This is a genomic window from Ketogulonicigenium robustum (assembly GCF_002117445.1).
Classification (GTDB): domain Bacteria; phylum Pseudomonadota; class Alphaproteobacteria; order Rhodobacterales; family Rhodobacteraceae; genus Ketogulonicigenium; species Ketogulonicigenium robustum.
On sequence record NZ_CP019937.1, the window covers coordinates 214,715 to 240,396 of the forward strand.

Sequence of the window (25,682 nt, forward strand, 5' to 3'; positions counted from 1 at the left end):
GCCTGCCTTAGAATGGCCGCACAATCTGCCGAAGGGGCTTAAATGGCAAGCTATGATGTAACCGTGATGGGGGCGGGTGTGTTCGGCCTGTCCTGCGCATGGGCCATGGTGCAGCGCGGGGCCAAGGTGCAGGTGATCGACCCGTTTGGCGTGGGCGCTGGCGCAAGTGGCGGGGTGGTCGGCGCACTGGCCCCCCATGTGCCGGACCAGTGGAACCCCAAAAAGCAGTTCCAGCTGGACGCGCTGCTGATGGCGGAACGCTACTGGGCCGAGGTCGCTGTCGTAGGTGGTTTGGACAGCGGCTACGCGCGGCTGGGCCGCATTCAGCCCTTGGCCGACGCGCATGCCGTTGATCTGGCGCGGGCGCGCGTGGCTGGGGCCGAACAGTTATGGGGCGATGCCGCCATTTGGCGGGTCGAGGCGCTGGCGGGCGGGCCGTGGGGCGTGACATCGCCCACGGGGCTGGCCGTGTTCGACAGTCTCACGGCGCGGATCGCGCCTTTGCGGGCGGTGCATGCGCTGGCGGCGGCTATTGTGGCCAAAGGCGGTGTCATCGCGGCGGATGGTGTGGCGACGGGCGCTGTGGTGTGGGCGACGGGCTATGCGGGCCTGCAGGACCTGACCTTGGCCATGGGGCGCAGCGCGGGCGGCGGCGTCAAGGGGCAGGCGGCGGTGTTCGCGTTGGACTTGCGCGATCAGCCGCAGCTTTTCACCGATGCGCTGCATGTCGTGCCCCATGCCGACGGGACAACCGCCATCGGGTCGACGTCCGAAAACGCGTGGGATGACGATACCGCGACCGATGACCAGTTGGACGCGCTGATCGCCAAGGCGCGCGCTTTGGTGCCGGTGCTGGCCGACGCGCAGGTGACCTCACGCTGGGCGGGGGTGCGGCCCAAGGCCCGATCACGGGCGCCGCTGCTGGCAGCACACCCACTGCAGCCGGGCGTGTTTGTGGCAAACGGCGGGTTCAAAATCGGCTTTGGCGTGGCCCCGATGGTCGGCAAGGTGATGGCAGATCTGGTGTTGGAGGGGGTAGATAATATCCCCGCAGGCTTCGGCTTTTAACCCTTGCGGCGCAGGTGTTCGTCAAGGCGCGGCATGATTTCGACGAAGTTGCAGGGCTTGTGACGATAGTCCAGCTGCGCGGCCAAAATGCCGTCCCAGGCGTCTTTGCAGGCCGAGGGGCTGCCCGGCAGCGCGAACATGTAGGTGCCCTGCGCCACGCCCCCCGTCGCGCGGCTTTGCACGGCGGATGTGCCGATTTTTTGAAACGAGATCAGCGCAAAGATGGTGCCGAAGGCGTCAATTTCTTTCTCATACACATCGCGGTGAGCCTCGACCGTCACATCGCGGCCGGTCAGGCCGGTGCCGCCGGTGCTGACTACCACGTCGATTGCCGGGTCGGCGCACCACGCCCGCAGCTGGTCGGCGATCGACGTGCGGTCGTCGGGCATAATCGCGCGGGCGACAAGGGTGTGGCCGGCATCGTGCAGGCGCTGCACCAGAACATCACCCGAGCGGTCATCGGCCAATGTGCGGGTGTCGGACACCGTCAGAACGGCAATCGACAGGGGTATAAACGCGCGGTCGGTCATAGGCGGGCTTTCAGGGACAAAAGGTCGGCCCAGGCCTCGCGCTTGGCGGCGGGTTCGCGCAGCAGATAGGCGGGGTGGGTCATGGGAAGGGTGGGAATGTTCTGCACCGCGCCCCAAGTACCCCGCAGGCGCAAGATGCCGGCCTGCCCCAGCAGCGCCTTGCACGGGGTATTGCCCATCAGCACGATGAACTCGGGGGCGGCCAGTTCGATATGGCGCTGCAAAAACGGCAGCATCATGGCAATTTCCGCATCATTCGGGGTGCGGTTTTCGGGCGGCCGCCACGGCAGAACATTGGTGATATACAGACCCTGATCCGCCATTTGCGCGCTGCGGGCCAGCCCGATGGCCGCGAACATCTTGTCCAGCAACTGGCCCGCGCGCCCGACGAAGGGTCGTCCCTCGCGATCCTCGTCGCGGCCGGGGGCTTCGCCGATGATCATCACGCGCGCGCTGGGCAGCCCGTCGCTAAAAACCAGATTGCGCGCCCCTTGGCGCAGGTCGCAATGCGCATAGGCGGCCATCTGCGCGGCCAGATCCCCTAGCGTGTGGGCGGCAGCTGCGGCGGCTATGGCTTCGGCCACGGGGTCGATGGTGGGCGGTGGGGCAAGTGTGGGGGTAGGCGCTGCTTCTGGCTGCACGGCCTTCGGGGTTTCGGCGGGCAACGCGTAACGGTTGACCGGCGCGTCGCCGATCGCCTCGTCGGCGCCCAGTTCGACCAGCCAGGCCAGCATGTCACGTGCCGCAAAGAAATCCGGTGCAGAATCCATGCGCGCAGGATAGGCAGGAAAGAAGGAAAAGGGCAGGGGGTCTGCATGATAAACATTCAAGTCGAGCGATTTGCGTTGGCATCGGCGTTCCGCATCAGTCGCGGCGCAAAAACCGAAGCCGACGTCGTCACGGTCGAGGTGATGCGCGGCGGTTTTACAGGGCGCGGCGAATGTGTGCCCTACGCCCGCTATCGCGAGACTGTTGAGTCGGTTCGGGCCCAGATTCGCACATTGCCGGCGGATATCAGCCGCGCGGATTTGCAGAAGGCACTGCCTGCGGGTGCCGCGCGCAACGCCGTCGATTGCGCGCTTTGGGACCTCGAGGCGAAGATGCAGGGCAAGCCCGTTTGGCAGTTGGCGGGGTTGCCCCAGCCCGTGCCGCAGATTACGGCCTACACCCTGTCGCTCGATACGCCCGATGCGATGGAGGAGGCCGCCCGGAAGAACGCCCACCGCCCCCTGCTGAAGATCAAGCTGGGCACGCCGGACGATCTGCCCCGCCTGCAAGCGGTGCGGCGCGGGGCCCCGGGGCCTGCCATCATCGTCGATGCAAACGAAGGCTGGAGCGTGTTTGACTACATCGCCCTCGCCCCCCATCTGGTTGATTTGGGCGTCAAATTGGTCGAGCAGCCCCTGCCTGCAGTCAATGATGATGCGCTGCGCGGCATCGCGCGACCTCTGCCGGTCTGCGCCGATGAATCCAGCCATTCGCGGCGCGAACTGACGGATCTGGTCGGCAAATACGATGTGGTCAATATCAAGCTGGACAAGACTGGCGGGCTGACCGAAGCCATTGCCCTGCGCCGCGCTGCCGAGGCAGCTGGCTTGAAAATCATGGTCGGCTGCATGGTCGGATCGTCGCTTTCGATGGCGCCTGCGGTTTTGCTGGCGCAAGGTGCGGCTTATGTTGACCTTGACGGGCCTTTGCTTCTGGCCGAAGACCGCCCGCAAGGCTTGCTTTATGACGCGGCAGGGGTGCACCCGCCGCAAGCGGATCTATGGGGATAGGAACAAGATGACCCGTATTGTATATCTGAACGGCGAATATCTGCCCGAAGACAAGGCGAAGGTATCGATCTTCGACCGTGGCTTCGTGATGGGCGACGCGGTGTACGAAGTGACCGCCGTTGTCGGCCGCAAGCTGCTGGACTTTGCCGGACACGAGGCGCGTCTGACCCGTTCGCTGGGCGAGATTGGCATCGAAAACCCCTTTGCCGAGGGCGAGCTGCTGGCGATCCACCGCGAATTGCTGGCGCGTAACGACATCGAAGACGGCGGCATCTACCTGCAGGTCTCGCGCGGGAACCCGGGTGACCGCGACTTCGTCTTCCCTGATCCCGCCGTGGTCAAGCCGACTGTCGTTCTTTACACGCAATCGAAGCCGGGTGTGTTGCAGTCGGAATCGGCGCTGCACGGGGTGCGTGTCATCTCGGTTCCCGAACTGCGCTGGCACCGCCGCGATATCAAAACGGTGCAGCTGCTTTACCCCTCGATGGCGAAGATGATGGCCAAGAAGGCGCATGTCGACGATGCATGGTTCGTCGAAGACGGCTTCGTGACCGAAGGGTCGTCGAACAACGTCTATATCGTCAAGGACGGCGTCATCATCACCCGCCCGCTGTCGACCGACATCCTGCACGGCATCACGCGCGCCGCCCTGCTGCGCTATGTGGCCGAGACGCAAATCGCCGTTGAAGAACGCCCCTTTACCATCGCCGAAGCCCAAGCGGCGGACGAGTCGTTCCTAACGTCGGCCTCGTCCTTCGTCACACCGGTGGTCGAGGTGGATGGCGTGGCCGTCGGCACAGGCAAACCCGGCCCGATCGCGCAGCGGCTGCGTGAAATCTACATCGAAGAGGCATTGAAGGCCGGCATTTAACTGCCGAGAGCCGACGCGAAAGTCTGATCGGAAAAGGCGGGGAAGACCCCGCCTTTTTCATGTGTGCCCTAGGCGGTGCCGTCTTGCGCTGGGGCGGGTTCTGGCGTCGCCAACTCGCTGCGGAAGAACAATGCCACCGCGCCCGCGACCACGGCCAGCAGCAGCATTTGCAGCACCAGCATCTGGTCGAGCGCGCCGTTCAGCCACGCGCCCAACAGCCCCGTGGTGACCCCCAAAATTGTGAGCGCGGCAAAGAATAGGCCGGTGTTACCCAACCAGATCCGCACATTCGACCGGCGTGTTCCCGCATCGCGCTGCACCAGCCGTTGAGTATAAATGTGCAGGCCCACGAAAACGGGGGCAAAGACGATCAGCGTAGCGATGCTCCAGCGCGAGACGCGGAAAGCGTGGGGGCCGAAAGTCGATTCGATCTGGTCGAAGCCGATGTTGATGATGTTCCAGACGACGACCAACAAGGCCAGAAACTTCAGCGTATAAAACAGCGCCTCGCGCGCCGAGGGCGAGGGGATGGGGCGCGGCACTGGAGGCATGACGTTGGTGGGGTCACCCCATGCGGCCAGCGCGGTTTTGACTTCACCCGCACTCCAGCCCGCAGCAAGAAGCTGGTTTTCGATGACCGTGCGGCCCGCGCCTTTGGCCAAGGCGTCGCGGACGAAATCCGACAGGGGCGAGGATTTGCTCATGCCTTGTCATCCGGCGCGGGGTGGCTGGCGGCAAAGGCGGCCAGCTGTTCCGGTGTGCCAGCGGTTTGATGCTGCTTGCGCCAGTCCTCATACGGCATGCCGTAATACATTTCGCGCGCGGCCTCTTTGCCGATGGTGATGCCGCGTTCGGCGGCGGCTTCGTCCATCCAGCGCGACAGGCAGTTGCGGCAGAACCCCGCCAGATTCATCAGGTCGATGTTCTGCACATCGGCGCGATCCTCCATCAGGTGCTGGCGCAGGCGGCGGAAAGCGGCTGCTTCGATCTCGATCAGCGTTGCATTGTCGATATCAGGCATCGCGGCCTCCTTCGGCTTGGGTGAGGGCAGTTTGCAAAAGCGGCGCTAGGCGCGCGGCCCACAGGCTTTGCGCGGCAGGGCCGTCGATCAGGTCGTTGCGGATCTCGATCAGCGTATTGGCGCGACCCGCCTGCAGGGCATGGCGGTCGATGCTGTCGCCCGGCAGGTGGCCGCTGTAGGGCTGGTTTGCGCCAACGACCAAGTCGCCCTCGGCCTGCAACTGCGCGATCAGGGCGTGCGACAGGGCCGGGTCGGCCTCGTCAAACAAAACCCCAATGTGCCACGGCCGCGGCGGGCGGGCGCGCAGTTGCGGGGTAAAGCTGTGAATGGCGACGATGACCGTATCGGGGTGGCGTTGTGCCAACGCGTCAATTGCGGCGTGATACGGGCGGTAAAGCCGATCCAGCCGCCGGCCGCGTTCATCGGCGTCTGCCGCGCGATTCGCAGGGATCACGGTGCCGTCATACAGGCGCATCAGCAGCGTCGGGTCGTCCTCGCCTCGGTTCGGGTCCATCACCAGACGCGAAAAACGCGACAACACGACCGGCGCATCCAGCAAATCACCCAACGCGCGTGCGACGCCTGCCGCGCCCGGATCATAGGCGATATGGCGCGCCATATCGGCTGCCGGCAGCCCCAGATCACCGCCGGAAACCCAGTCCGGCACGCGGTTGGTGGCGTGATCGCACGTGATCAACCAGCGCGCGGGGCGGGCCGCGCCGACGATTTCGAAGGCCTCGGTCACTTTATCCTGAACGGGTGTCATGTTGCCTTTTCATAGCCGGGTTACGCAGAAGGTGACCATACGCCTGTTGAGCCTTAATTGGAATTGAGCAATAAGAAATCAAGACAGTTAGCGATAACGTCAATCAGCGTGGAAGGGCGGCCATACTAGCGGTGTGGTCGCTGACAGGGACAAAGGAAAGCCACACCATGAAGCGCCACCGCAATGTAAAGATCGTCGCCACGCTGGGGCCTGCATCCAGCAGTTACGCCATGATCCGCGCTTTGGTCGAAGCCGGTGCGGATGTCTTCCGCCTGAACATGAGCCACGGCACCCATGAGGAACAAAAGGCCCGATACGACATCATCCGTCAGGTCGAGGCGGATTTGAACGTGCCGATCGCCGTGCTGGCTGACCTGCAGGGGCCGAAGCTGCGTGTCGGCACTTTCGCAGACGGCCCCGAAGATCTGGCCGTCGGCGCCGCGTTCCGCTTGGATCTGGACCCGACCCCCGGTGATGTGACGCGCGTGCAACTGCCCCACCCCGAGATTTTCGCTGCGCTGCGCCCCGGTGCATCGCTGCTGGTGAATGACGGCAAGATCCGCCTCAAGGTCGTCGAATGTGGCGCCGATTTTGCCGATTGTACCGTTGTGGTGGGCGGCGCGATTTCGAACCGTAAGGGCGTGAACGTGCCCGACGTAGTGCTGCCGCTGGCCGCACTGTCGCAAAAAGACCGGGTCGATCTGGAATTTGCCTGTGCGCTGGGCGCGGATTGGCTGGCCCTGTCGTTCGTGCAGCGCGCCGCCGACGTTGAAGAAGCCCGTGCACTGGCCAAGGGCCGCGCGGCGATTTTGGCCAAGATTGAAAAGCCTGCGGCTGTCGATGATTTCGACGAAATTCTGGCCGTGTCGGACGGGATCATGGTCGCCCGTGGCGATTTGGGGGTCGAGCTGCCCGTTGCCGCCGTGCCGCCTATCCAAAAGCGTCTGATCGCCGCCTGCCGTGCTGCGGCCAAGCCCGTGATCGTCGCGACGCAGATGCTGGAATCGATGATCGAAAGCCCGATGCCCACACGGGCCGAGGTTTCGGACGTTGCAAACGCCATCTACGAGGGCGCGGACGCCGTCATGCTGTCGGCCGAGTCGGCTGCCGGTAAGTTCCCGCTGGAAGCTGTGCGGACGATGGAGAACGTCGCCATCGAGGTCGAGCAGGACCCCCGCTACCGCGAGTTGCTGGATGCCAGCCGCATGGTCGACCGCTCGAGCATCGCCGAAGGCATCGTGGCCGCCGCGCGCGAGATTGCCGACACCACCGATGTGCGTGCGATCTGCTGCTATTCGCGTTCGGGCAAGACGGCCAATCTGGTCGCGCGCGAGCGTCCGCGCACCCCGATTCTGGTGCTGACGCCGCTGGTGCGCACCGCACGGATGATGTGCCTCAGCTGGGGCACGATCTGCCGCATGACAGAAACGGTGGACGAGTTCCGCTCGGCCGTGGTGGCTGCGGTGCGGATCGCTTTGGCGGAAAATCTGGCCGACAAGACCGACCACGTCGTGGTCGTCGCGGGTGTGCCGTTCAACACCGTCGGATCGACCAATATTCTGCGCATCGCCCCCTGTGATGAACGTTTGATCTACGGCACAGACGTGGCATGATGCACTAAGCCGCAGATACCGGAGGACCAATGAACCCTGACTATATTTACGTATCCGGGGTTCTTCTGCTGGGGTTCGGGGCCATTTCACTGATCAAAGGGCTGGCCGACAACAGGCTGGCCCGCATGGGCCTTGGTGTCTTCGTGGTGGGCGTCTGCCTTGTGGTCGGGGTGATGCTGACGCAGGGCGCCGCCTATGCCCCGGCGCAGCTGCCCGCCATTTTCATCCGCGCTATTGCAAGCCTGCTGCATCAGACGTGACGGCCCCGGTTTAAAAGCTGCCGCCCCCCTTGCATGATTTTCCCAGCCGCCTTATAGGGCAACTTCCTTCGCGCGTCCGGTCCAGTGGCATACCGAGTCGCGCGCTCACCGACCCGAAGAAGGAGACGGAAATGCCTAAGATGAAGACCAAGTCGGCCGCTAAAAAGCGGTTCAAGGTGTCGGCCTCGGGCCGTGTGATTGCTGGCCAAGCCGGCAAGCGTCACGGCATGATCAAGCGCACCACCAAGTTCATTCGCAATGCCCGTGGCACCACGGTTCTTTGCGCTGCTGACGAGAAGATCGTCAAGCAGTTCCTGCCCTACGCATAAGGAGAGCTTGAGATGTCGCGCACTAAAGGCGGTACCGTCACGCATCGTCGTCACAAGAAAGTTCTTGATGCGGCCAAAGGTTATTACGACCACCGTCGCCGCACGTTCAAAGTGGCGAAACAGGCCGTCGACAAGGCCAACCAATATGCGACCCGTGACCGCCGCGTCCGTCGTCGCAACTTCCGCGCACTGTGGATCCAGCGTATCAACGCAGGTGTTCGCATGGTGGATGAATCGCTGAACTACTCGAAGTTCATCAACGGTCTGGCTCTGGCCGGTATCGAAGTGGACCGCAAAGTGCTGGCCGATCTGGCTGTGCACGAGCCCGAAACGTTTGCTGCCATCGTCGAAAAGGCGAAGGCCGCGCTGGCGTAAGTTATTCTTCGGCCATCTGGCCGGTTGAAGACAAACAGGAAGCCGCGGACCTTTACGGGTCTCGCGGCTTCTTGCGTCTTGGGGCGGCGCGCTTTACGCCTGTCGCCGACAGTCAGGAAGGGGTCCCGCGATGGACGATCTGAGAGCGAAATATCTGGGCCTGATCGCAGGGGCCGGCAATGAGGCCGCAATCGAGGATCTGCGCGTGCAGGCCTTGGGCAAAAAAGGCGAAATCGCGCTGCTGATGCGCGGTCTGGGCACCATGTCGCCCGAGGAACGGCAGACCGCCGGTCCTGCGTTGAATGCGTTGAAAGATGAAATCAATTCCGCCATCGCAGGGCGCAAAGCCGCCCTTGGCGATGCCGCGCTAGAGGAGCGCCTGCGCAGCGAGTGGCTGGACGTGTCCTTGCCCGCGCGCGACCGCCGCACCGGCACCATCCACCCGATCAGCCAAGTGTCCGAGGAAGTCACGGCGATCTTCGCCGATATGGGCTTTGCCGTGGCCGAAGGCCCGCAGGTGGAAAGCGACTGGTACAACTTCGACGCGTTGAACATTCCGGGTCACCACCCCGCCCGTGCCGAAATGGACACGTTCTATATGCACCGTCAGGCGGGCGACAACCGCGCCCCTTCGGTGCTGCGCACCCACACATCGCCCGTGCAGATCCGTAGCATGGAGGCGCACGGCGCCCCGCTGCGCATCATCTGCCCCGGCCGTGTGTATCGCGCCGACTACGACCAGACCCACACCCCCATGTTCCATCAGGTCGAGGGGCTTGCAGTCGACCGCAACATCTCGATGGCGAACCTGAAATGGGTGCTCGAGGAGTTTGTGAAGTCTTATTTCGAGGTCGATTCCGTCGATCTGCGCTTCCGCGCCAGTCACTTCCCCTTCACCGAACCCTCGGCCGAGGTGGACATCCGCTGTTCGTGGGAAGGCGGCACGCTGAAAGTGGGCGAGGGCGATGATTGGCTCGAGATTTTGGGCTCGGGGATGATTCACCCGAAGGTGCTGAAAGCGGGCGGGATCGACCCCGACCAGTATCAGGGCTTTGCCTTTGGCATGGGGATCGACCGTATCGCGATGCTGAAATACGGCATCCCCGACCTGCGCGCGTTCTTTGACAGCGACCTGCGTTGGCTGCGTCACTACGGCTTTGCAAGTCTGGATGTGCCGACGCTGCAAGGCGGCCTTTCGCGCTAAATTTCGGGGCGGCGCGGCCGTCTATCACAGATTTTAAAGGGTTGGAGCGACATGAAATTCACCCTCTCGTGGCTGAAAAACCACCTCGATACGACCGCCTCGCTGGATGAGATCCTCGAGGCGCTGACCGACCTCGGGCTGGAGGTTGAGGGCGTTGAAGACCCCGCAGCCAAGCTGGCGGGCTTCAAAATCGGCAAAGTGCTGACCGCCGTGCAGCACCCCGATGCTGACAAACTGCGTGTGTGCACCGTTCTGACCGAGGATGGCGAGCAGCAGATCGTGTGCGGCGCGCCGAATGCGCGCGCGGGCATCACCGTTGTGGTGGCCAAGCCCGGCACCTACGTTCCGGGCATCGACATCACCATTCAGGTCGGCAAAATCCGCGGTGTCGAATCGCATGGCATGATGTGTTCCGAGCGCGAGCTGGAGCTGTCGGAAGAGCATGACGGCATTATCGAATTGCCCTCGGGCGATGTGGGGCAGCCCTTTGCCGACTGGCTGGCGGTGAACCAGCCCGCCAAGGTCGACCCGGTGATCGAAATTGCCATTACACCGAACCGTCCCGATGCGTTGGGTGTGCGCGGTGTGGCGCGTGACTTGGCCGCGCGCGGTCTGGGCACGCTGCGTCCGCTGCACATTGCAGCGGCTGCACCCAGCTTTACCACAGACGCGACCGTCGCGATTGCCGCAGATACGCTGGATGACGCGCCCGTATTTGCAGCCCAAGCTGTGCGGGGCGTGCAAAACGGCCCCAGCCCCGTCTGGCTGCAAGATGCGCTGCGTGCCATCGGGCTGCGTCCGATCAGCTTCCTTGTCGATGTGACGAACTATTTCTCGTACGATCTGTGCCGCCCGCTGCACGTGTTCGACCAAGACAAGGTGAAGGGCACTGTCCACGTCCGGCGCGCCCGCGCGGGTGAAGAACTGCTGGCGCTGGATGGCAAGACCTATACCCTGTCCGAAGGCCAAGTGATTGTCGCCGATGACGAAGGCCCGATCTCGATCGGCGGCATCATGGGCGGCGAGCGCACCGGCGTCACCGACGAGACAGTGAACGTGCTGGTGGAAAGCGCTTGGTGGCAGCCCATCCAGATCGCGCGCACCGGCCGCGCGCTGAAGATTAATTCCGATGCGCGCTATCGCTTTGAACGTGGCGTTGACCCGGCATTCACGCTTCCGGGCCTTGATGCTGCGGTGCAGATGATTGTGGATGTAGCTGGCGGCGCGGCGTCGCAGGTTATCGTCGCTGGCGCTGTCCCCGATGTGGCGCGCGCGTATAAATTGGATACTGACCGCGTCCAAAGTCTTGTCGGCATGGAAATCGCCCCCGAGACGCAGCGCGCCACGCTGCAAGCCCTTGGCTTCGTGCTGGACGGCGACATGGCCCATGTGCCCAGCTGGCGCCCCGACGTTCTGGGCGAGGCTGATCTGGTCGAGGAAGTCGCCCGTATAGCATCGCTGACCAAGCTGGTCGGCGTGCCGATGCCGCGCATGCAGGCGGGTGTGCCAAAGCCGATCCTGACGCCGCTGCAGCGCCGTTTGGGGGCCGCGCGCCGCGCGGTTGCAGGCTTGGGCTACAACGAATGCGTCACCTATAGTTTCATTGACCAAAAGGCGGCCAGCCTGTTTGGCGGCGGCGAGGCGACCAGCGCGCTGGAAAACCCGATCTCGGCCGATCTGTCGCATCTGCGCCCAGATCTGCTGCCCGGCCTGCTGCGCGCGGCGGCCCGCAACCAAGCGCGTGGTTTTGCCGATCTGGCCCTGTTCGAGGCCGGCCATGTCTTCTTTGGGGGCGAGCCGGGCGAGCAAGTGCTGCACGTCACGGGCCTGCTAGTCGGTCGCACCGCCCCGCGCGATGTGCACAAGGCCGCGCGGGCTGTCGATGCGTTCGACGCCAAGGCTGATATCGAGGCTGTGCTAGCCGCTGTCGGCGCGCCCGCGCGGGTGCAAATCATGCGCAATGGCGCGCATTGGTGGCACCCAGGTCGTCACGGAACCATCTGCCTTGGCCCCAAGAAGGTCATCGGCGTCTTTGGCGAGTTGCACCCCCGCTTGCTGAAGGAAATGGACATCCAAGGCCCCGCCGTCGCCTTCACCATCTTCTTAGAAGAGGTGCCGCTGCCGAAGAAACAAGGTGCCGCGCGTCCTGCGTTGATCCTGAACGACCTGCAAGCAATCTCGCGCGATTTCGCTTTTGTTGTGCCCAGTGCCGTCGAGGCGCAGGCGGTGGTTAACGCCGCATTGGGGGCTGACAAGGCGCTGATTACCGATGTGCGCGTGTTCGATGAATTCAGCGGCGGCAGCCTGCCCGAAGGGCAAAAGTCGCTGGCGGTGTCCGTCCGCATCCAGCCGCAGGGCGCGACGCTGAAAGAAGCCGAGATCGAGGCGTTGGCCGTAAAAGTGGTCGAGAAAGTGACTAAAGCCACCGGCGCAACGCTGCGCGGCTAGGTATAAAGGGGGCGGCGCCAGTGATCGCCGCCCTTTCTTTTACCCCTGGGCGGGAATGCGCATGCCGCGCTGCACGGCAGGGCGAGCCAAGAAACGCTCAAGATAGGCCTGAACGTTCTTGCGTTCACTCCAGCCGACCAGCGGCTTGGTGCCATAGAATTCCAAACTGTTCAGCCACGGCGCGATGGCCATGTCGGCGATCGAATATTCGCCTGTGATCCAGTCTTTATCGGCCAGCTCTTTGTCCAGAACCTGCAGCAAGCGGGCGGCTTCGTTGAGGTAACGCTCGCGCGGGCGAGGGTCTTCGATGGCGGCGCCTGCGAATTTACTGAAGAATCCCATTTGGCCAAACATCGGGCCGACGCCGCCCATTTGGAACATCAACCACTGGATGGTTTTGAACCGCTGTGCGCCGGTGCCGATGAACTGGCCCGACTTGTCCGCCAGATACACCAGAATCGCGCCGCTTTCGAACAAGCCGATGGGTGCGCCATCGGGGCCGTTCGGGTCAAGAATGGCGGGGATTTTGTTGTTGGGGTTCAGCGACAGGAACTCGGGGCTTTTGACATCGGCATCCGACAGCGTCACGCGGTGTGCCTCGTACGGCAGGCCCATTTCCTCCAGCGCGATCGACACCTTGACCCCGTTCGGTGTGGGGAAGGAATAAAGCTGGATGACATCAGGGTTGGCTGCGGGCCAGCGGTGGGTGATGGGGAGTGTGGAAAGATCGGCCATGGCGCTATCCTTGGTTAGGGTGGTCGCAGCTATGCTACCTTGTGCAGTCCGGGTTAAAAAGCCGTGCTTTGCGCCGCGCTTGACCTTGCACCCCATGCCGCTGCCGCAACGCTGGACAAAACGCCCAAACCCCAGCAGGATCACGAAATATGGGGCAGGCATGACGCCGCCCCGATAAAAATGAGTGGGGACAGACAATGTTCAACGAGTTTCGCGCCTTTATCGCGCGCGGCAATGTGATCGACCTTGCGGTCGGTATCATCATTGGTGCCGCATTCACCGCAATCGTCAATTCGCTGGTTACCGACCTGATCAACCCGATCATCGGTGTCGTCACCGGCGGGATCGACTTCTCGAACCTGTTTATCAATCTGGGCGCGGGCGAATATGCTAGCCTGGCTGCCGCACGCGCAGCTGGCGCACCGGTGTTCGCTTATGGGTCGTTCATCACCGCGATCATCAACTTCCTGATCATCGCTTGGGTTGTGTTCCTGCTGGTCAAGGCCGTGAACAAAGTCACCGCCGCGAACAAAAAAGCCGAAGAGCCCACGGCACCCGCCGGCCCGACGCAAGAGGAACTGCTGGCGCAGATCCGCGATCTGCTGGCTGCCAAGGGCTGATCCGCCTGAACCGCCATGCAGCTTGATGCCACGGACAAGCGCATTCTGGATGTGCTGCAAAAGGAAGGCCGAATCACCAACGCCGAATTGGCCGATCGCATCGGCCTTTCGGCATCGGCCTGCCATCGCCGTGTGCAACGGCTGGAGGAAGACGGATTTATCCGTGGTTTCGTCGCCTTGCTGGACCCGCGAAAGGTGCGGCGGCAAACCACGGTTTTCGTTGAAATCACCCTCTCGGGGCAGGCGGACGAGGTTTTGGATAGCTTCGAGCGTGCCGTCGCCCGTGTTCCGCAGGTGCTGGAATGCCACCTGATGACCGGCGCGGCGGATTATCTGCTAAAAGTGGTCGCCGAAGACACCGAGGATTTCGCCCGCATCCACCGTCGCCACTTGGCCAAACTGCCGGGGGTTGCGCAAATCCAGTCGTCGTTCGCCTTGCGCACCGTGGTGCAGACAACGGCGCTGCCGCTATAAAAAACCCCCGAAGCGGAAACCGCCTCGGGGGTCTTTATGTCCGTAACCCGCTAGCCAAAGGCCAATGGGTGTGCATTCGGAAGTGTCTTAGATAAGACCTTCGCGCTGCAGCTTCTTACGGGCGAGCTTGCGCTGACGGCGGATGGCCTCGGCTTGCTCGCGCGCTTTCTTGACGGAAGGCTTCTCGAAATGTTGCTTCAGCTTCATTTCACGGAAGACGCCTTCACGCTGCAGCTTCTTCTTCAGGGCACGGAGGGCCTGATCGACGTTGTTGTCGCGAACGCTAACCTGCATGTGGTTTTCACCACCTTTCTAAGTTGGATTTGCAAAATTGCAGGAAGCCCGCCCATAGCAAACTCCGTTGTTTTTGTCTAGCCTAGCGGCAAGAAAGAAGGGGAATCCGATGCAATCTGATGCGCCACGCGACAGGCTGATGCAGGCCATGGGGCAGCATGTGCTGTTCGATGGCTGGTCCGAGGCGGCTTTTGCAGGCGCTGCGGCGGATGCGGGGGTTGATTTGGGCACAGCGCGTGTGCTGTTTCCGCGCGGGGCGCTGGATGTGGCGGTCGCGCTTCACAGGCAGGGCGATTCGCTTTTGACAGCCCCCACCGCCGACGGCATCCCGCTGCGCGCGCGCATGGCGGTAACCATCATGCAGCGTTTGGCGCTGGCGGGCGACCGGCAGGTTGTGCGGTCGACCTCGGCGCTGTTTGCACTGCCGCAGCACGCGGCCGAGGGTGCAAAGCTGATATGGGGCACAGCCGATGCGATCTGGGTGGCCTTGGGCGACACGTCGGACGACTATAATTGGTACACCAAGCGCATGACCCTGTCGGCCGTTTACAGCGCCAGTGTTCTGTACTGGCTGGGGCAGGACGACGATGCCGCCGTTGCCGCCTTTGTCGAGCGCCGCATTCGCGATGCGCTGCGGTTGCAAAACCCTGCCATCACGTCGATTTTGGGCCGCGTTCTGCGCCCGTTGCACGCCCCGCGCCATCGCGACGATTTGCCCGGCCGCTGGGGTTAGTGTGCCTTGTAGCGGGCGGGGATACGGGGTTATCTCTGCCGCAATGGGGTGCCCCCTGCAGACCTTGAAGGAGAGCCGAATGAAAATCCTCGTCCCCGTGAAGCGGGTGGTTGACCATAACGTCAAGGTGCGCGTGCGCCCTGATGGCAGCGGCGTCGAGCTGGCGAACCTGAAAATGTCGATGAACCCTTTCGATGAAATCGCTCTCGAAGAAGCGATTCGCCTGAAAGAGGCAGGTACAGCCGCCGAGGTTGTCGCGGTGTCGGTGGGGACGAAGGCATCGGAAGACGTGTTGCGTAAGGCGATGGGCATGGGGGCCGATCGCGCGATTCTGGTGCAACTGGACGACGGCGCCGCCGATGTCGAGCCGCTGGCCGTCGCCAAGCTGTTGAAAGCTGTCGTGCAGGCCGAGAGCGCGCAGCTGGTGATCGCAGGCAAGCAGGCCATCGACAACGACATGAACGCGACCGGCCAGATGCTGGCGGCTTTGCTGGGGTGGGGGCAGGGCACCTTTGCATCCGAAGTCGCGATCGAAGGGGACACCGCCCGCGTCACGCGCGAAGTCGACGGCGGTTTGCAGACCCTCGCGCTGGCGCTGCCCGTGGTTCTGACGGCTGACCTACGCCTGAATGAGCCGCGTTTTACATCGCTGCCCAATATGATGAAGGCTAAGAAAAAACCCATTGATGTCATGGCCGTGGGCGATATGGGCATTGATATCAGCCCGCGTCTGACCGTGCTGGAAACCACCGAACCACCACCGCGCGCGGCGGGCGAGGTTGTGGGGTCGGTCGACGATCTGGTGGCGAAATTGAAAGCGGCGGGGGTAATCTGATGGCTGTTCTGGTTCTGGCCGAAGTGCAATCGGGCGCGCTTGTCGCCGAAGCTACCGCACGCGCAGTCACTGGCGCTGCAACACTGGGCGAGGTGACCGTTCTGGTCGCTGGCCCGCAGGCCGCGGCTCAGGCCGCCGCGCATATCGCGGGCGTCACCCGCGTGCTGCTGGCGGACGATCCGCAATACGATCATCAGCTGGCCGAGCCGCTGGCCGACTTGCTGGTGCAAGTCGCGCCAGACTTCAGCCATATCGTCGCCCCCGCGACCGCGACCGGCAAAAACGTCATGCCGCGCGTTGCGGCGCTGTTGGATGTGATGGTGCTGGCAGATGTGATCGCGGTTCTTTCCGATGATACCTTTGTGCGCCCCGTTTATGCCGGCAACGCGGTGCAAACAGTGCGGTCTGGCGATGCGGTCAAGGTGATCACCCTGCGCACGTCGGCGTTTGCACCTGCGGCCCCGGCAGATAGTGCTGCGCCGATTGCCGCTGTTTCGGCGCCCGCAGCGCAAGGCCTGTCCAGTTGGATCGAGGATAAGGTCGTCGTCTCGGGCCGCCCTGACCTTTCGGCTGCGCCCATCGTGGTATCGGGCGGCCGTGGCTTCGGGTCAGAGGAAGGTTTCGCGATGCTAGAGGCCCTGGCCGACAAGCTGGGCGCCGCGATTGGTGCCAGCCGCGCGGCCGTCGATTCTGGCTATGCCGCGAACGATCTGCAGGTCGGGCAGACGGGCAAGATTGTCGCCCCGCGTCTTTATATCGCCATCGGAATTTCGGGGGCGATCCAGCATTTGGCCGGGATGAAGGATTCGCAGGTTATTGTCGCGATCAACAAAGACCCCGAGGCACCCATCTTCCGCATCGCCGATTACGGTCTGGTCGCAGACCTTTTCACGGCTGTGCCGGAATTGACTGCAAAGCTTTGATTGGCGGGCAGGGTCGCGGCAAAGCCGCTGCCGTGCAGCACGGGCAATAGCCTGCGCGAAATCTCTTGGTGGCCGGCGGTGTCGATTGCGCCGCCGGCGCCGCGCCGCGGGCGAATTTGCAGCATCGTGTAACCTGCCGACGCCAACTGCATCAGCGCCGATTGCCCCATCAGGGCCAGATCCTCGCTATCGCCCAAAAACAATAGTGTCGCGGGCCGCGCTGCAAAGCGCAGGAACAGATGGGTGCGGGCCGCCCAAGCGGTGCGGATTTCTGCCTCTAGCGCAAGGCGGATGGAATGGGGCAGCGCGGCGGGCAGCATGTCGACGGCGGTGACATTATCCAGCGCCACGCCCTTGCACATTTGCAAAAACCGCGCCGAGAAGCTGCTGATCCGTGTGTTGTCCTGCGGGTCGACCATATAGTAGCGGTTCGAAATCGTGGCGGGGGATGTCAGTTCCAGCACAATATGGTGGGCGGCTTTGCTGGTTTCGCTGACAAAGCTGTCGCGCATGATCGCCTCCAGCCCGCCATTATCGGTTGCAAGATTGATGCAGGGGACGCCCAGCTCTTCCTCTACCAGATTGGGGTAGGGGGCTGTGATGGTGCCCGCAAAGGTCTGCGAGCCGCCCAGAAAGGCGATGTAGTCGCGCCCAATGGTGCGCGCGGGGGCGCGGAATGCCAGTTTGGACGTGCCGTAATGGCAGGTTTTTGGCCCAAAATGTGCCATAGCGCAGTCGCCCCGCAAAAGTGATCATGAAGGGTTGCGCCATCGTCGCCCGCCCTGTGCCATATGACCGTGAAGAGGTTTAGAAAACGCTAATAAACGGGATCAGTCTGGTTCGCCGAACCGATTCGCGACCAGTGCGGTCAGCGCATCCATCAGGGCCTCGGCCTCGGGGCCGCTGGTTTCCACGCTGATTTCGGTGCCTTTCGCGGCACCCAGCATTAGCAGCCCCATGATGCTGTCGCCCGACGCGTCCATGCCATCTTTGCTGATGGTGGCGCTGGCGTCGAAACGTTCGACCGTTTCGGTCAGTCTGGCCGAGGCACGGGCATGCAGGCCCTTGACGTTCACAATCGGAAGCGCGCGTTTCATGCTAGCAATGTCGGGGGGTTAGTTTCCGCAGACGCAAAAGGTGCCGTCCGCTGCCATCATCTGGCTGTTTATGTATTTTCGCCCGGCGGTGAGGGCGGCCGTTACCGCGTCGTCTACTGGTTTTTGGCGTGATTTGGCCAGTTTGATTAACATCGGAAGGTTGGCGCCATAGACCATGCGTCGGTTCGATAGGTTGCAGGCCTGCATCGATAGATTCGACGGCGAGCCGCCGAACATATCGGTCACCATCACCACACCGTCGCCGGAATCGACGGAATCGGCTGCGGCGCAAATCTCGTCCTGCTTCTCTCCCCGGTCGTCCTCGGGGCCAATGGCGATGGCGACGACGCCATCTTGTTTGCCCACGACATGTTCGACCGCCGAAAGATATTCGCGGGCCAATCCACCATGTGCAACGATCACAATACCGATCAAATCCGTTGTCCTGTGTTGGTTGACCGCGCATTGGCGGCCTGCCGATCCAGTTCTCTGTGGCTTATAGACACGGGCCAGCCCAGAGCTTCAAGCGCATTTCGCATCTCTTCCGCCATCATGACCGAGCGGTGTTGCCCGCCCGTGCACCCAAATGCGATAACGAGGTGAGTCTTTCCCTCAGCCTGCCATGCGGGAAGCAGAAATTCCAGCATTTCGGCGACGCGTAGCCTAAATTCACTAAAACGTATGTCCGCTTTCACATAATCAGCCACCGCCGCATCGCGGCCATCCAGCGAGCGCAGCACCGGATCCCAGTGCGGATTGCGCAAGAAGCGACAGTCAAAGACCATATCGGCGGTGCGCGGCAGACCGCGCTTGTACGAAAACGACGACACGGTCACGGCAAGGCCGACACCGCTGCCATAGGTCGCCTCGATTTCAGCGCGCAGGTCGTGCACTGTCAGCGCGCTCGTATCGATCAATGTGGTTGCGGCGGCGCGCACCGGCTCGAGCAATGTGCATTCGCGGCGGATGCCCAGCAGCGGCACTTCGGCGGGGGCCAAGGGGTGGCGACGCCGCGTTTCGGAATAGCGGCGGATCAGCACGTCTTCGCTGCAGTCCAGATACAACAGCTCGCCCTGGACGCCGTGGATCGTGTCCAGCAGCCGGAAGGCATCGAAAAACGCGGCGACCGAAAAGTCGCGATTGCGGGCGTCGATCCCCAGCGCCATCGGGCGACTAGGGGGTGGCCCTTCCAGCAGGCGCGGCAGCAGGGTCAGCGGCAGATTGTCGATCACCTCGAAGCCGATATCCTCGAACGCGCGGATGGCTGTTGTGCGGCCCGCACCCGCCGGGCCGCTGACGATAACGACGCGGGTCGATGGCGTATCTGTGATGGTATCTTCGGGGGGCAGGTCTGCTGGCCCTGTCATGTCATTGGCCCTCAGTGAATTAACGGTGATCGGGTGCGCCGCCACATCTTCAGATATGTGTGAAGAGCGGCGGGGAAATAGCGGGTATCCGGATTGTGAAGCACCGGTATCTCGACCCCGCACAGCGTCATTTGGTGGGCCTGTGGCAGGCGTTCAAGGGCCTTTTCGTCCATCGCCGCGACGACGACGACCTCGGCCCGCGCCTGGTGGGGGGCGCGCAGCAGCCCGACGCCGCGGGCCTCGATCAAGCCGGTGATATGGGTCGGGCAGGTGGCGATCAGGCGCCCCCCCTCGGGCATGATTTGCGTGCGGTCGTCGGCCACCAGCTTGCACCCCAGCGCGATCATCTGCAACGCTGTCGCCGACTTGCCGCTGCCTGCGTCGCCCGTCAGCAGCACAGCGCGGCCCCCAAGGGCCACGGTTGTCGCATGGATGATGGTGGGAAGGGCGGGCATGGGGCGCTGCGTAATCCTATGGGCGAATCAAGGCGTGCGGCGATCGCGGCATCTGTCGCGGCGCATCCTTGCGTATCTGCTTTGGCAAGAAAAAATGACCAGCTTTCAGCCTTGGCAAGGGCAAAGGAATGACTCGGCTGCACTGAACTGAAAAATGTGGGGAATTATCTACAGTCGTTTGCGCTAACTATCGTTTGGGTGGCTATTCACGCAAGATTCGGTCGTGCTAAGCAGCCGGTAGACTGCGGGCAGGCAGCGAATTTCAAAGGAACAAAGATATGGATCATGGGCGCGTTAACCCGGCGATGAAGCTTGAAGCACAGGGCATCACGGGGCTGGGCCAGGTCTATTACAACCTGTTGGAACCCGCGCTGGTCGAAGCTGCGATCAAGCGTGGCGAAGGCGAGTTGGGGCAAGGTGGTGCGGTTTTGGTCAACACGGGGGCCTTCACGGGCCGCTCGCCCAAGGACAAGCATGTCGTGGCGACCCCGGGGGTCGAGCCCCACATCTGGTGGGACAACAACCGCCGGATGGAACCCGACGCATTTGACCGCCTGTATGCCGACATGCTGGACCACATGAAGGGCCGCGACTTCTTCGTGCAGGACCTGTTCGGCGGCGCAGACCCGGCCTATCGCCTTGACGTGCGGATGGTGACCGAACTTGCGTGGCACGGCCTGTTCATCCGCCACTTGCTGCGTCGCCCCACCCGCGACGAGGTGGATGCCTTCTTGCCGGAATTCACCATCATCAACGTGCCCAGCTTCCGCGCCGATCCCGCGCGCCACGGGTGTCGCAGCGAAACGGTCATCGCGCTGAACTTCGAGAAAAAGCTGATCCTGATCGGCGGCACGGAATACGCGGGCGAAAACAAGAAGTCGGTCTTTACGCTGCTGAACTACATCCTGCCCGAAAAGGGTGTGATGGCCATGCACTGTTCGGCCAACCACGCGATCGGCAACCCCGATGATTCTGCGATTTTCTTTGGCCTGTCGGGTACCGGCAAGACGACCCTGTCGTCTGACCCTGCGCGAATCCTGATCGGCGACGACGAACACGGCTGGTCGGACGACGGCATCTTCAACTTCGAAGGCGGCTGCTACGCCAAGACGATCAACCTTTCGGCCGAGGCTGAGCCCGAAATCTACGCCACCACATCGAAGTTCTCGACCGTGATCGAAAACATGGTCTACGACCCCGAGACCAAGGCGCTTGATTTCACGAATGCCAAGTACACCGAAAACATGCGCTGCGCCTATCCGCTCGAGCAAATCTCAAACGCGTCCGAAACGGGCGTTGCCGGCGCGCCGCAGAACGTGATCATGCTGACCTGCGATGCATATGGCGTGCTGCCGCCCATCGCGCGGCTGACACCTGCGCAGGCGATGTACCACTTCCTGTCGGGGTTCACGTCGAAGACGCCGGGAACCGAACGTGGCGTGGTAGAGCCCGAGCCGACCTTCTCGACCTGCTTCGGTGCGCCCTTTATGCCGCGCCGCCCCGAAGTTTACGGCAAGCTGCTGCAAGAAAAGATCGCCCAAACCGGCGCGACCTGCTGGCTGGTGAACACCGGCTGGACGGGCGGCGCGTTCGGCACGGGCAAGCGGATGCCGATCAAAGCCACCCGTGCCCTGCTGACCGCCGCGCTGGACGGATCGCTGAACGGCGTCGCCTTCCGCAAGGATCCGAACTTCGGTTTTGATGTGCCGGTTTCGGTCCCCGGTGTTGACGACGCCCTGCTGGACCCGCGCCAGACCTGGGCAGACCCAGCGGCCTATGACGCGAAAGCGCAGCAGTTGGTGGGTATGTTTGCAAGCAACTTCGAAAAGTACCTGCCCTTCATCGACGAGGATGTGAAAGCTGCAGCTATCGGCTGATCACCCTGAAGTTGCGCTACAATCAGCCCGGTAGGCCTTGCCTTCCGGGCTTTTCTTTTGAATGCTCGCACCATGAATATGGGGCCGATCTGGCCGCAATAGGGGGAAAGACCATGCGTATTGCCACTTCTGTTCTGGCCGGTGTCAGCCTTGCTTTGGCGCTTGGCCAACCCACTCTTGCCCAAAGTCAGCGCAACTCGGCGGGTGTCGATATTGGGGCGGTTTGCCCTGCCGGCTTTGCATCGGCTGGTCAGTCGATTGCATCGCTGCCCGTCGTCGCTTGGACGGACCACGTGCCCGCCGCGCCCGGTTTCGGGTTCACCACGCGTGCCAACGTGAACATACCGGCCGGCGCGGGCGATCTGATCCTGACGTTGACACGCCCCGCTGCGAACGGCGGCAACACGCAGCAGCAGTTCCGCCAACAAATTACGGGGCAGGGCTTGTCGGCCTTTGCCTTCCACTTTGAAAGCGCCGACGAAATGGTGCCGGGCGCGTGGCAACTGGTGGCCGAGGTAGGCAGCGTGCGTGTCTACAACGCCACTATCACCGTCTATACGCCCGCAGTAGGCGACGCTTTGGTCGCCAGCTGCCAGTAAATCCTAGCGGACAGGGTTCATGCGGGCGTCATCCAGCGTACAATCGCGGATGACGTCTGCCCCGCAGCGGCGCGGTTCCAGATCTTTGGTCAGGCAAATGCGCACTTCCTGAATATGACCCGACTGGCAGGTGATGGTAATTTGGTCGCGCAGCAGCCCGGGGTTTTGCTGCATGAACGCTTCCTCGACCAAGCTGGCGGGGATTTCGACCGGACGCTGCAGGCGCGCGAAGGCGCTGGGCTTTTCAATGCTTTCATACGCGCGGCGGGCCAAATCGTAATACGCGCGCGCGGACAGGCCCGCGCAGGCCCCGTGCTTGTTCCACTGATACCAGGCCAGACCCGAAGTCCCCATAATGTCGGCCATGGCGGCCGTCTGCGCGCGGCTGGGCGCGGCAAAGCTGCTGTGGCAGTCTTGCGGCCAGCCGCGTTCAAACTGCGGCCACAGGCCGTGCAGCACCCAAGCATGCGTGCCGTCGCATTGCGATGAATCCGACGCATCGCCCTGCAGCGTGCACCATGTGGGCGACCATGACAGCGACAGGACGTAGTAATCAAACGAGCCAGCCTCGCCGCGCCGCTGGGCTGCAGCGGGCAGGGCAGCGCATAGCGTCGCAGCAATCAAGGCGAGGGCGGCGGGGAACAGGCGAAATGGCATTTTACGCTTTCCTTGGGGCATTGCGCTGACTATATGAAGATAAAGCCCCCTGACAACACGTCTTGGGCCGGATGACCGGCCCGCCCCTTTCCGGGGCAGGGGGAAGGATTGTTCTGACGAGGTGCCCTATGGCTGACAAACCGATCATGGCGCGCGCCACCGCCGTCTGGCTGGTGGATAACACGACGCTGAGCTTCAAGCAGATCGCCGATTTCACCGGCATGCACGAGCTGGAGATTCAGGGTATTGCTGACGGCGATGTGGCCGTCGGTGTGAAGGGCTTTGACCCGATCGCCAACAACCAGCTGACCGCTGAAGAAATCGCCAAGGGCGAGGCCAGCGTGCTGCACAAGCTGAAGCTGAAATTCAACCCCGCCGCCGTGGGCGAGGAAAAGCGCCGCGGCCCGCGCTATACCCCCCTGTCGAAGCGGCAAGACCGCCCCGCAGGTATCTTGTGGCTGGTGAAATTCCACCCCGAGCTGTCGGACGCGCAAATCTCGAAGCTGATCGGCACGACGAAGCCGACCATCCAAGCCATCCGCGAGCGGACGCACTGGAATATCCAGAACATCACCCCGATCGATCCGGTCGCGCTGGGCCTGTGCCGCCAGTCGGAACTGGATGCGCAAGTGCAAAAGGCGAACGAGAAGAAGGCCCGCGACGGCGCGTTGATGACCGATGACGAGCGTCGCAAGCTGCTGTCGACCGAGCAGAGCCTGTCGATGCCCGCCGAGCCGCGCATTCCCACCGCGATTGCCGGCCTGGAAGCTTTCACCCTGACCGAGACCCCGAAAGAGGTTGAGGCCGAAATGGACGCAGACAGCTTCTTCAATCTGCCCGCAGGTGGCGGTGACGACGAAGACGACGAATAGGGCGCGGTTTGCGTCAAAAAAGCCCGGCTGGATCGTAAGACCAGCCGGCGTTTTTTATGTCTGCCCTTACGCCGCCTGTTGCCAATCGGCGCAGATAGCTTGGTGGCGCGTGACGATGGCGGGCACCTCGGTCTCTTGCGGGACGCGGTAAAGCCACGTGCGGCTGGGGCGCGATGTCCACGATATGATCAGCGGCGCGGCGATCATTGGCAAGCCCACAGGCAGCAGCCACAAGACCAGCTCCGGCGTCAGGAAAATCGCGGCCACCAACCCAAACAGGCCTGTCAGGCTGATCCAGTTGCTGGCGGCCCATGCCTCGCGCAGGCCCAGCTGGCCGTCGCCGCGGTTGTTTGGGGGCCAGCCGCCATCGCGCCCCAGCAGTACCTGCATGACTGAACGAGTCTGATACATCAGGAAAACCGGCGCCATGATGCTGGATGTGATCAGCTCGACCAGAACGGAAAGGGCGGCGCGGCCAGCGCCCCCGAACCCGCGCGTGCGGCCCGACAAGGCGGCTTTCACCAAAATCAAGAACTTGGGCATGATCAGCAGCCCGATCACCCCCACCGCAAGGCTGATGGCTTTCGCGGTTTGGTCGGCGGGGAAGACCGGAAACGACCAATATTCGTTGGGGTAATAGTTCGGCGCGCGGCTGGAGGTCATCGGGGCAAAGATGCTGACGATGATGAAGGCCAACCAAAACAGCGGCGAGATATAGGCCAGAATGCCTTGGGCAAAGGTGAACCTGCTCCACCATTTCAGGCGGGGGGCGCAAATGATCTTGCTGTGCTGCAGGTTGCCTTGGCACCAGCGGCGGTCGCGCTTGGCGTGGTCGACGATGTTTTCGGGGCCCTCCTCGTAAGACCCCTTCAGATCGTCGTCCAAGCGCACGTCCCAACCGTTGCGGGCCAGCAGCGCGGCTTCGACGTAATCGTGGCTGAGAATATGACCCCCGAATGGCGGCTTGCCGGGCAGAACGGGCAGCCCGCAGCTTTCGGCGAAAGCATGGACGCGCGTGATCGCGTTATGCCCCCAGAACGGCCCCGCACGCCCTTGCAACATTGCTTGCCCCCGCGCGAATACGGGCGAGTGGAACGCGGCCGAGAACTGCTGCCCGCGCCCGAAGCGCGAGCGGGCATTGACGATCTGCGGCAGCGTCTGGATCAGCCCCATATCGGGGGTAGCCTCCATCCGGCGCGTCAGGGTTAGAATCGTCTCACCATCCATCAGGCTGTCGGCGTCCAGAATGACGGCGAAGTCATAGGCCCCGCCCGAGGTGGTGATGAAGGATTCGATGTTGCCAGCCTTTTTGCCGGAATTGTCGCTGCGGCGACGATAGAACATGCGGCCCGCGCCCGCGCGTTCCGACAGCAGGTGCTGATACCAGTGCCACTCTTCCTCGGCCCGCGCGTCGTCGCGGGTGTCGGAGAGGATGGCAAAGTGGAAATGCGCCCCGTGCCCCGTCGCCTGCAGCGATTCATCCATCGCCGCCAGACGGGCAAATGTCTCGCGTGGGTCTTCGTTGTAAATGGGCAGCAGCACGACAGTGCGGGTGGACAGCGGCCCCGTCGACTGCGGCTGTTTGGGCGCACGCGTCAGCAGCCCGATGAACGCACCCGATGCGCCAATCGCCAGCCACGCGGTCGAGATGAAAATAAGCGCGGCCCGTAGGATGTCGAAGACATCGATCCCATCAGACGCGCCGAACTGCACGAAAAGGTAGAACCCACCCGCGCCCGCAAGCAGTGCAAACAGGATTTGGCTGCTGCGACCAAAGGCCAGTAGGCCGCGCCTGAGAGTATTCATACTTTAGCTGCGGGCCCCCGGAGCGCGACGTTGCATGCGGCGCACCATCGTGTGCAGCCACTCGTTAATAGTGTG

General features: G+C 62.8%; 31 protein-coding genes. 17 read left to right on the forward strand and 14 right to left on the reverse strand.

From position 1 onward, the window contains the following. Nucleotides 1–42 precede the first annotated feature (42 nt). Nucleotides 43–1,068: an NAD(P)/FAD-dependent oxidoreductase gene (locus BVG79_RS01125; RefSeq protein ID WP_085785276.1), complete on the forward strand. Its 1,026-nt coding sequence runs from the start codon at nucleotides 43–45 to the stop codon at nucleotides 1,066–1,068. Here the strand turns inward: BVG79_RS01125 and moaB are convergent. Both moaB and BVG79_RS01135 read right to left on the reverse strand, forming a co-directional pair. Next, complete coding sequence (gene moaB, locus BVG79_RS01130; RefSeq protein ID WP_085785277.1) at nucleotides 1,065–1,598, reverse strand: molybdenum cofactor biosynthesis protein B; 534 nt, start codon at nucleotides 1,596–1,598, stop codon at nucleotides 1,065–1,067. The genes BVG79_RS01125 and moaB overlap by 4 nt on opposite strands. Continuing rightward, nucleotides 1,595–2,368 carry a uracil-DNA glycosylase gene (locus tag BVG79_RS01135; protein ID WP_085785278.1) on the reverse strand — a complete coding sequence of 258 codons (774 nt, stop codon included), beginning with the start codon at nucleotides 2,366–2,368 and terminating at the stop codon, nucleotides 1,595–1,597. Before BVG79_RS01135 ends, moaB begins: the two co-directional genes overlap by 4 nt. 45 nt (nucleotides 2,369–2,413) lie before the next feature. Between BVG79_RS01135 and dgcA the strand changes: the two genes are divergently transcribed. After that, nucleotides 2,414–3,376: an N-acetyl-D-Glu racemase DgcA gene (gene dgcA, locus BVG79_RS01140; protein WP_085785279.1), complete on the forward strand. Its 963-nt coding sequence runs from the start codon at nucleotides 2,414–2,416 to the stop codon at nucleotides 3,374–3,376. Between the two features lie 7 nt (nucleotides 3,377–3,383). Next, the gene (locus BVG79_RS01145) at nucleotides 3,384–4,247 is read left to right on the forward strand and encodes a D-amino-acid transaminase (protein ID WP_085785280.1); all 864 of its coding nucleotides are present in this window, start codon (nucleotides 3,384–3,386) and stop codon (nucleotides 4,245–4,247) included. 68 nt (nucleotides 4,248–4,315) lie between these two features. Here BVG79_RS01145 and BVG79_RS01150 read toward each other — a convergent pair whose 3' ends face one another. The 3 genes from BVG79_RS01150 to BVG79_RS01160 are packed head-to-tail and all read right to left on the reverse strand — an operon-like array spanning nucleotide 4,316 to nucleotide 6,034. Continuing rightward, nucleotides 4,316–4,951: a DUF5671 domain-containing protein gene (locus BVG79_RS01150; RefSeq protein ID WP_085785281.1), complete on the reverse strand. Its 636-nt coding sequence runs from the start codon at nucleotides 4,949–4,951 to the stop codon at nucleotides 4,316–4,318. Continuing rightward, on the reverse strand, nucleotides 4,948–5,268 hold the full coding sequence (locus tag BVG79_RS01155) for a DUF1244 domain-containing protein (protein WP_198167864.1): 321 nt from the start codon (nucleotides 5,266–5,268) through the stop codon (nucleotides 4,948–4,950). The genes BVG79_RS01150 and BVG79_RS01155 overlap by 4 nt, the downstream gene beginning before the upstream one ends. Further along, entirely contained in the window at nucleotides 5,261–6,034 is a 774-nt protein-coding gene (locus BVG79_RS01160; RefSeq protein ID WP_085785282.1) for an N-formylglutamate amidohydrolase, read from the reverse strand. The genes BVG79_RS01155 and BVG79_RS01160 overlap by 8 nt, the downstream gene beginning before the upstream one ends. A 167-nt stretch (nucleotides 6,035–6,201) precedes the next feature. Between BVG79_RS01160 and pyk the strand changes: the two genes are divergently transcribed. From pyk to pheT, 6 genes are all read left to right on the forward strand, one after another. After that, complete coding sequence (gene pyk / locus BVG79_RS01165) at nucleotides 6,202–7,647, forward strand: pyruvate kinase (RefSeq protein WP_085787173.1); 1,446 nt, start codon at nucleotides 6,202–6,204, stop codon at nucleotides 7,645–7,647. 29 nt (nucleotides 7,648–7,676) lie between these two features. Then, nucleotides 7,677–7,907 (forward strand): hypothetical protein, encoded by a 231-nt coding sequence (locus tag BVG79_RS01170; RefSeq protein ID WP_085785283.1) that lies wholly within the window; start codon nucleotides 7,677–7,679, stop codon nucleotides 7,905–7,907. A gap of 131 nt (nucleotides 7,908–8,038) precedes the next feature. Continuing rightward, complete coding sequence (gene rpmI, locus BVG79_RS01175) at nucleotides 8,039–8,236, forward strand: 50S ribosomal protein L35 (protein WP_085785284.1); 198 nt, start codon at nucleotides 8,039–8,041, stop codon at nucleotides 8,234–8,236. 12 nt (nucleotides 8,237–8,248) lie between these two features. Then, a complete protein-coding gene (gene rplT, locus BVG79_RS01180; RefSeq protein ID WP_085785285.1) occupies nucleotides 8,249–8,611 on the forward strand; it encodes a 50S ribosomal protein L20 in 363 nt (120 codons plus the stop codon). 130 nt (nucleotides 8,612–8,741) lie between these two features. Next, complete coding sequence (pheS, locus tag BVG79_RS01185) at nucleotides 8,742–9,815, forward strand: phenylalanine--tRNA ligase subunit alpha (protein ID WP_085785286.1); 1,074 nt, start codon at nucleotides 8,742–8,744, stop codon at nucleotides 9,813–9,815. 51 nt (nucleotides 9,816–9,866) lie between these two features. Beyond that, nucleotides 9,867–12,263, forward strand: a complete 2,397-nt coding sequence (gene pheT, locus BVG79_RS01190; protein WP_085785287.1) for a phenylalanine--tRNA ligase subunit beta — start codon at nucleotides 9,867–9,869, stop codon at nucleotides 12,261–12,263. A gap of 39 nt (nucleotides 12,264–12,302) precedes the next feature. Here the strand turns inward: pheT and BVG79_RS01195 are convergent, their stop codons facing one another. Next, entirely contained in the window at nucleotides 12,303–12,998 is a 696-nt protein-coding gene (locus BVG79_RS01195) for a glutathione S-transferase family protein (RefSeq protein ID WP_085787174.1), read from the reverse strand. Between the two features lie 197 nt (nucleotides 12,999–13,195). On the opposite strand from BVG79_RS01195, the gene mscL reads away from it, so the two are divergent. Both mscL and BVG79_RS01205 read left to right on the forward strand, forming a co-directional pair. Next, complete coding sequence (gene mscL / locus BVG79_RS01200; protein WP_085785288.1) at nucleotides 13,196–13,618, forward strand: large conductance mechanosensitive channel protein MscL; 423 nt, start codon at nucleotides 13,196–13,198, stop codon at nucleotides 13,616–13,618. Nucleotides 13,619–13,633: 15 nt separating this feature from the next. Then, nucleotides 13,634–14,092 carry an Lrp/AsnC family transcriptional regulator gene (locus BVG79_RS01205; RefSeq protein ID WP_085785289.1) on the forward strand — a complete coding sequence of 153 codons (459 nt, stop codon included), beginning with the start codon at nucleotides 13,634–13,636 and terminating at the stop codon, nucleotides 14,090–14,092. Nucleotides 14,093–14,179: 87 nt separating this feature from the next. On the opposite strand, the gene rpsU is transcribed toward BVG79_RS01205, so the two are convergent. Then, nucleotides 14,180–14,386 carry a 30S ribosomal protein S21 gene (rpsU, locus tag BVG79_RS01210; protein ID WP_013383050.1) on the reverse strand — a complete coding sequence of 69 codons (207 nt, stop codon included), beginning with the start codon at nucleotides 14,384–14,386 and terminating at the stop codon, nucleotides 14,180–14,182. Between the two features lie 109 nt (nucleotides 14,387–14,495). Here rpsU and BVG79_RS01215 point away from each other — a divergent pair, with 109 nt between their 5' ends. From BVG79_RS01215 to BVG79_RS01225, 3 genes are all read left to right on the forward strand, one after another. After that, nucleotides 14,496–15,119, forward strand: coding sequence for a COQ9 family protein (locus BVG79_RS01215; RefSeq protein ID WP_085785290.1), 624 nt, complete (start codon nucleotides 14,496–14,498; stop codon nucleotides 15,117–15,119). A 79-nt stretch (nucleotides 15,120–15,198) separates the two neighbouring features. Continuing rightward, nucleotides 15,199–15,954: an electron transfer flavoprotein subunit beta/FixA family protein gene (locus BVG79_RS01220; RefSeq protein WP_085785291.1), complete on the forward strand. Its 756-nt coding sequence runs from the start codon at nucleotides 15,199–15,201 to the stop codon at nucleotides 15,952–15,954. Next, nucleotides 15,954–16,877: an electron transfer flavoprotein subunit alpha/FixB family protein gene (locus BVG79_RS01225; protein ID WP_085785292.1), complete on the forward strand. Its 924-nt coding sequence runs from the start codon at nucleotides 15,954–15,956 to the stop codon at nucleotides 16,875–16,877. The genes BVG79_RS01220 and BVG79_RS01225 overlap by 1 nt, the downstream gene beginning before the upstream one ends. On the opposite strand, the gene BVG79_RS01230 is transcribed toward BVG79_RS01225, so the two are convergent. From BVG79_RS01230 to BVG79_RS01250, 5 genes are all read right to left on the reverse strand, one after another. Then, the gene (locus BVG79_RS01230) at nucleotides 16,820–17,605 is read right to left on the reverse strand and encodes a DUF6473 family protein (RefSeq protein ID WP_085785293.1); all 786 of its coding nucleotides are present in this window, start codon (nucleotides 17,603–17,605) and stop codon (nucleotides 16,820–16,822) included. The genes BVG79_RS01225 and BVG79_RS01230 overlap by 58 nt on opposite strands. Nucleotides 17,606–17,707: 102 nt before the next feature. Then, nucleotides 17,708–17,974: an HPr family phosphocarrier protein gene (locus BVG79_RS01235; protein WP_085785294.1), complete on the reverse strand. Its 267-nt coding sequence runs from the start codon at nucleotides 17,972–17,974 to the stop codon at nucleotides 17,708–17,710. An 18-nt stretch (nucleotides 17,975–17,992) separates the two neighbouring features. Further along, a complete protein-coding gene (locus BVG79_RS01240; RefSeq protein ID WP_085785295.1) occupies nucleotides 17,993–18,409 on the reverse strand; it encodes a PTS sugar transporter subunit IIA in 417 nt (138 codons plus the stop codon). After that, complete coding sequence (rapZ, locus tag BVG79_RS01245; protein WP_085785296.1) at nucleotides 18,406–19,341, reverse strand: RNase adapter RapZ; 936 nt, start codon at nucleotides 19,339–19,341, stop codon at nucleotides 18,406–18,408. Before rapZ ends, BVG79_RS01240 begins: the two co-directional genes overlap by 4 nt. A gap of 11 nt (nucleotides 19,342–19,352) precedes the next feature. Continuing rightward, nucleotides 19,353–19,796, reverse strand: a complete 444-nt coding sequence (locus BVG79_RS01250) for an HPr kinase/phosphorylase (protein WP_085785297.1) — start codon at nucleotides 19,794–19,796, stop codon at nucleotides 19,353–19,355. 278 nt (nucleotides 19,797–20,074) lie between these two features. Between BVG79_RS01250 and BVG79_RS01255 the strand changes: the two genes are divergently transcribed. Then, nucleotides 20,075–21,673: a phosphoenolpyruvate carboxykinase gene (locus BVG79_RS01255; RefSeq protein WP_085785298.1), complete on the forward strand. Its 1,599-nt coding sequence runs from the start codon at nucleotides 20,075–20,077 to the stop codon at nucleotides 21,671–21,673. Between the two features lie 113 nt (nucleotides 21,674–21,786). Continuing rightward, complete coding sequence (locus BVG79_RS01260; RefSeq protein ID WP_085785299.1) at nucleotides 21,787–22,272, forward strand: DUF3859 domain-containing protein; 486 nt, start codon at nucleotides 21,787–21,789, stop codon at nucleotides 22,270–22,272. Between the two features lie 3 nt (nucleotides 22,273–22,275). Here BVG79_RS01260 and BVG79_RS01265 read toward each other — a convergent pair whose 3' ends face one another. After that, entirely contained in the window at nucleotides 22,276–22,929 is a 654-nt protein-coding gene (locus tag BVG79_RS01265) for a ribonuclease T2 family protein (RefSeq protein WP_085785300.1), read from the reverse strand. A 128-nt stretch (nucleotides 22,930–23,057) separates the two neighbouring features. Between BVG79_RS01265 and BVG79_RS01270 the strand changes: the two genes are divergently transcribed. Continuing rightward, complete coding sequence (locus BVG79_RS01270; protein ID WP_085785301.1) at nucleotides 23,058–23,801, forward strand: DUF1013 domain-containing protein; 744 nt, start codon at nucleotides 23,058–23,060, stop codon at nucleotides 23,799–23,801. Nucleotides 23,802–23,867: 66 nt separating this feature from the next. On the opposite strand, the gene mdoH is transcribed toward BVG79_RS01270, so the two are convergent. Next, complete coding sequence (mdoH, locus tag BVG79_RS01275) at nucleotides 23,868–25,607, reverse strand: glucans biosynthesis glucosyltransferase MdoH (RefSeq protein WP_085785302.1); 1,740 nt, start codon at nucleotides 25,605–25,607, stop codon at nucleotides 23,868–23,870. Nucleotides 25,608–25,682 lie beyond the last annotated feature (75 nt).

Coding starts and splice junctions, on each gene's coding strand:
- BVG79_RS01125 (WP_085785276.1), top strand. CDS start 43: ATGGCAAGCTATGATGTAACCGTGATGGGGGCGGGTGTGTTCGGCCTG.
- moaB (WP_085785277.1), bottom strand. CDS start 1,598: ATGACCGACCGCGCGTTTATACCCCTGTCGATTGCCGTTCTGACGGTG.
- BVG79_RS01135 (WP_085785278.1), bottom strand. CDS start 2,368: ATGGATTCTGCACCGGATTTCTTTGCGGCACGTGACATGCTGGCCTGG.
- dgcA (WP_085785279.1), top strand. CDS start 2,414: ATGATAAACATTCAAGTCGAGCGATTTGCGTTGGCATCGGCGTTCCGC.
- BVG79_RS01145 (WP_085785280.1), top strand. CDS start 3,384: ATGACCCGTATTGTATATCTGAACGGCGAATATCTGCCCGAAGACAAG.
- BVG79_RS01150 (WP_085785281.1), bottom strand. CDS start 4,951: ATGAGCAAATCCTCGCCCCTGTCGGATTTCGTCCGCGACGCCTTGGCC.
- BVG79_RS01155 (WP_198167864.1), bottom strand. CDS start 5,268: ATGCCTGATATCGACAATGCAACGCTGATCGAGATCGAAGCAGCCGCT.
- BVG79_RS01160 (WP_085785282.1), bottom strand. CDS start 6,034: ATGACACCCGTTCAGGATAAAGTGACCGAGGCCTTCGAAATCGTCGGC.
- pyk (WP_085787173.1), top strand. CDS start 6,202: ATGAAGCGCCACCGCAATGTAAAGATCGTCGCCACGCTGGGGCCTGCA.
- BVG79_RS01170 (WP_085785283.1), top strand. CDS start 7,677: ATGAACCCTGACTATATTTACGTATCCGGGGTTCTTCTGCTGGGGTTC.
- rpmI (WP_085785284.1), top strand. CDS start 8,039: ATGCCTAAGATGAAGACCAAGTCGGCCGCTAAAAAGCGGTTCAAGGTG.
- rplT (WP_085785285.1), top strand. CDS start 8,249: ATGTCGCGCACTAAAGGCGGTACCGTCACGCATCGTCGTCACAAGAAA.
- pheS (WP_085785286.1), top strand. CDS start 8,742: ATGGACGATCTGAGAGCGAAATATCTGGGCCTGATCGCAGGGGCCGGC.
- pheT (WP_085785287.1), top strand. CDS start 9,867: ATGAAATTCACCCTCTCGTGGCTGAAAAACCACCTCGATACGACCGCC.
- BVG79_RS01195 (WP_085787174.1), bottom strand. CDS start 12,998: ATGGCCGATCTTTCCACACTCCCCATCACCCACCGCTGGCCCGCAGCC.
- mscL (WP_085785288.1), top strand. CDS start 13,196: ATGTTCAACGAGTTTCGCGCCTTTATCGCGCGCGGCAATGTGATCGAC.
- BVG79_RS01205 (WP_085785289.1), top strand. CDS start 13,634: ATGCAGCTTGATGCCACGGACAAGCGCATTCTGGATGTGCTGCAAAAG.
- rpsU (WP_013383050.1), bottom strand. CDS start 14,386: ATGCAGGTTAGCGTTCGCGACAACAACGTCGATCAGGCCCTCCGTGCC.
- BVG79_RS01215 (WP_085785290.1), top strand. CDS start 14,496: ATGCAATCTGATGCGCCACGCGACAGGCTGATGCAGGCCATGGGGCAG.
- BVG79_RS01220 (WP_085785291.1), top strand. CDS start 15,199: ATGAAAATCCTCGTCCCCGTGAAGCGGGTGGTTGACCATAACGTCAAG.
- BVG79_RS01225 (WP_085785292.1), top strand. CDS start 15,954: ATGGCTGTTCTGGTTCTGGCCGAAGTGCAATCGGGCGCGCTTGTCGCC.
- BVG79_RS01230 (WP_085785293.1), bottom strand. CDS start 17,605: ATGGCACATTTTGGGCCAAAAACCTGCCATTACGGCACGTCCAAACTG.
- BVG79_RS01235 (WP_085785294.1), bottom strand. CDS start 17,974: ATGAAACGCGCGCTTCCGATTGTGAACGTCAAGGGCCTGCATGCCCGT.
- rapZ (WP_085785296.1), bottom strand. CDS start 19,341: ATGACAGGGCCAGCAGACCTGCCCCCCGAAGATACCATCACAGATACG.
- BVG79_RS01250 (WP_085785297.1), bottom strand. CDS start 19,796: ATGCCCGCCCTTCCCACCATCATCCATGCGACAACCGTGGCCCTTGGG.
- BVG79_RS01255 (WP_085785298.1), top strand. CDS start 20,075: ATGGATCATGGGCGCGTTAACCCGGCGATGAAGCTTGAAGCACAGGGC.
- BVG79_RS01260 (WP_085785299.1), top strand. CDS start 21,787: ATGCGTATTGCCACTTCTGTTCTGGCCGGTGTCAGCCTTGCTTTGGCG.
- BVG79_RS01265 (WP_085785300.1), bottom strand. CDS start 22,929: ATGCCATTTCGCCTGTTCCCCGCCGCCCTCGCCTTGATTGCTGCGACG.
- BVG79_RS01270 (WP_085785301.1), top strand. CDS start 23,058: ATGGCTGACAAACCGATCATGGCGCGCGCCACCGCCGTCTGGCTGGTG.
- mdoH (WP_085785302.1), bottom strand. CDS start 25,607: ATGAATACTCTCAGGCGCGGCCTACTGGCCTTTGGTCGCAGCAGCCAA.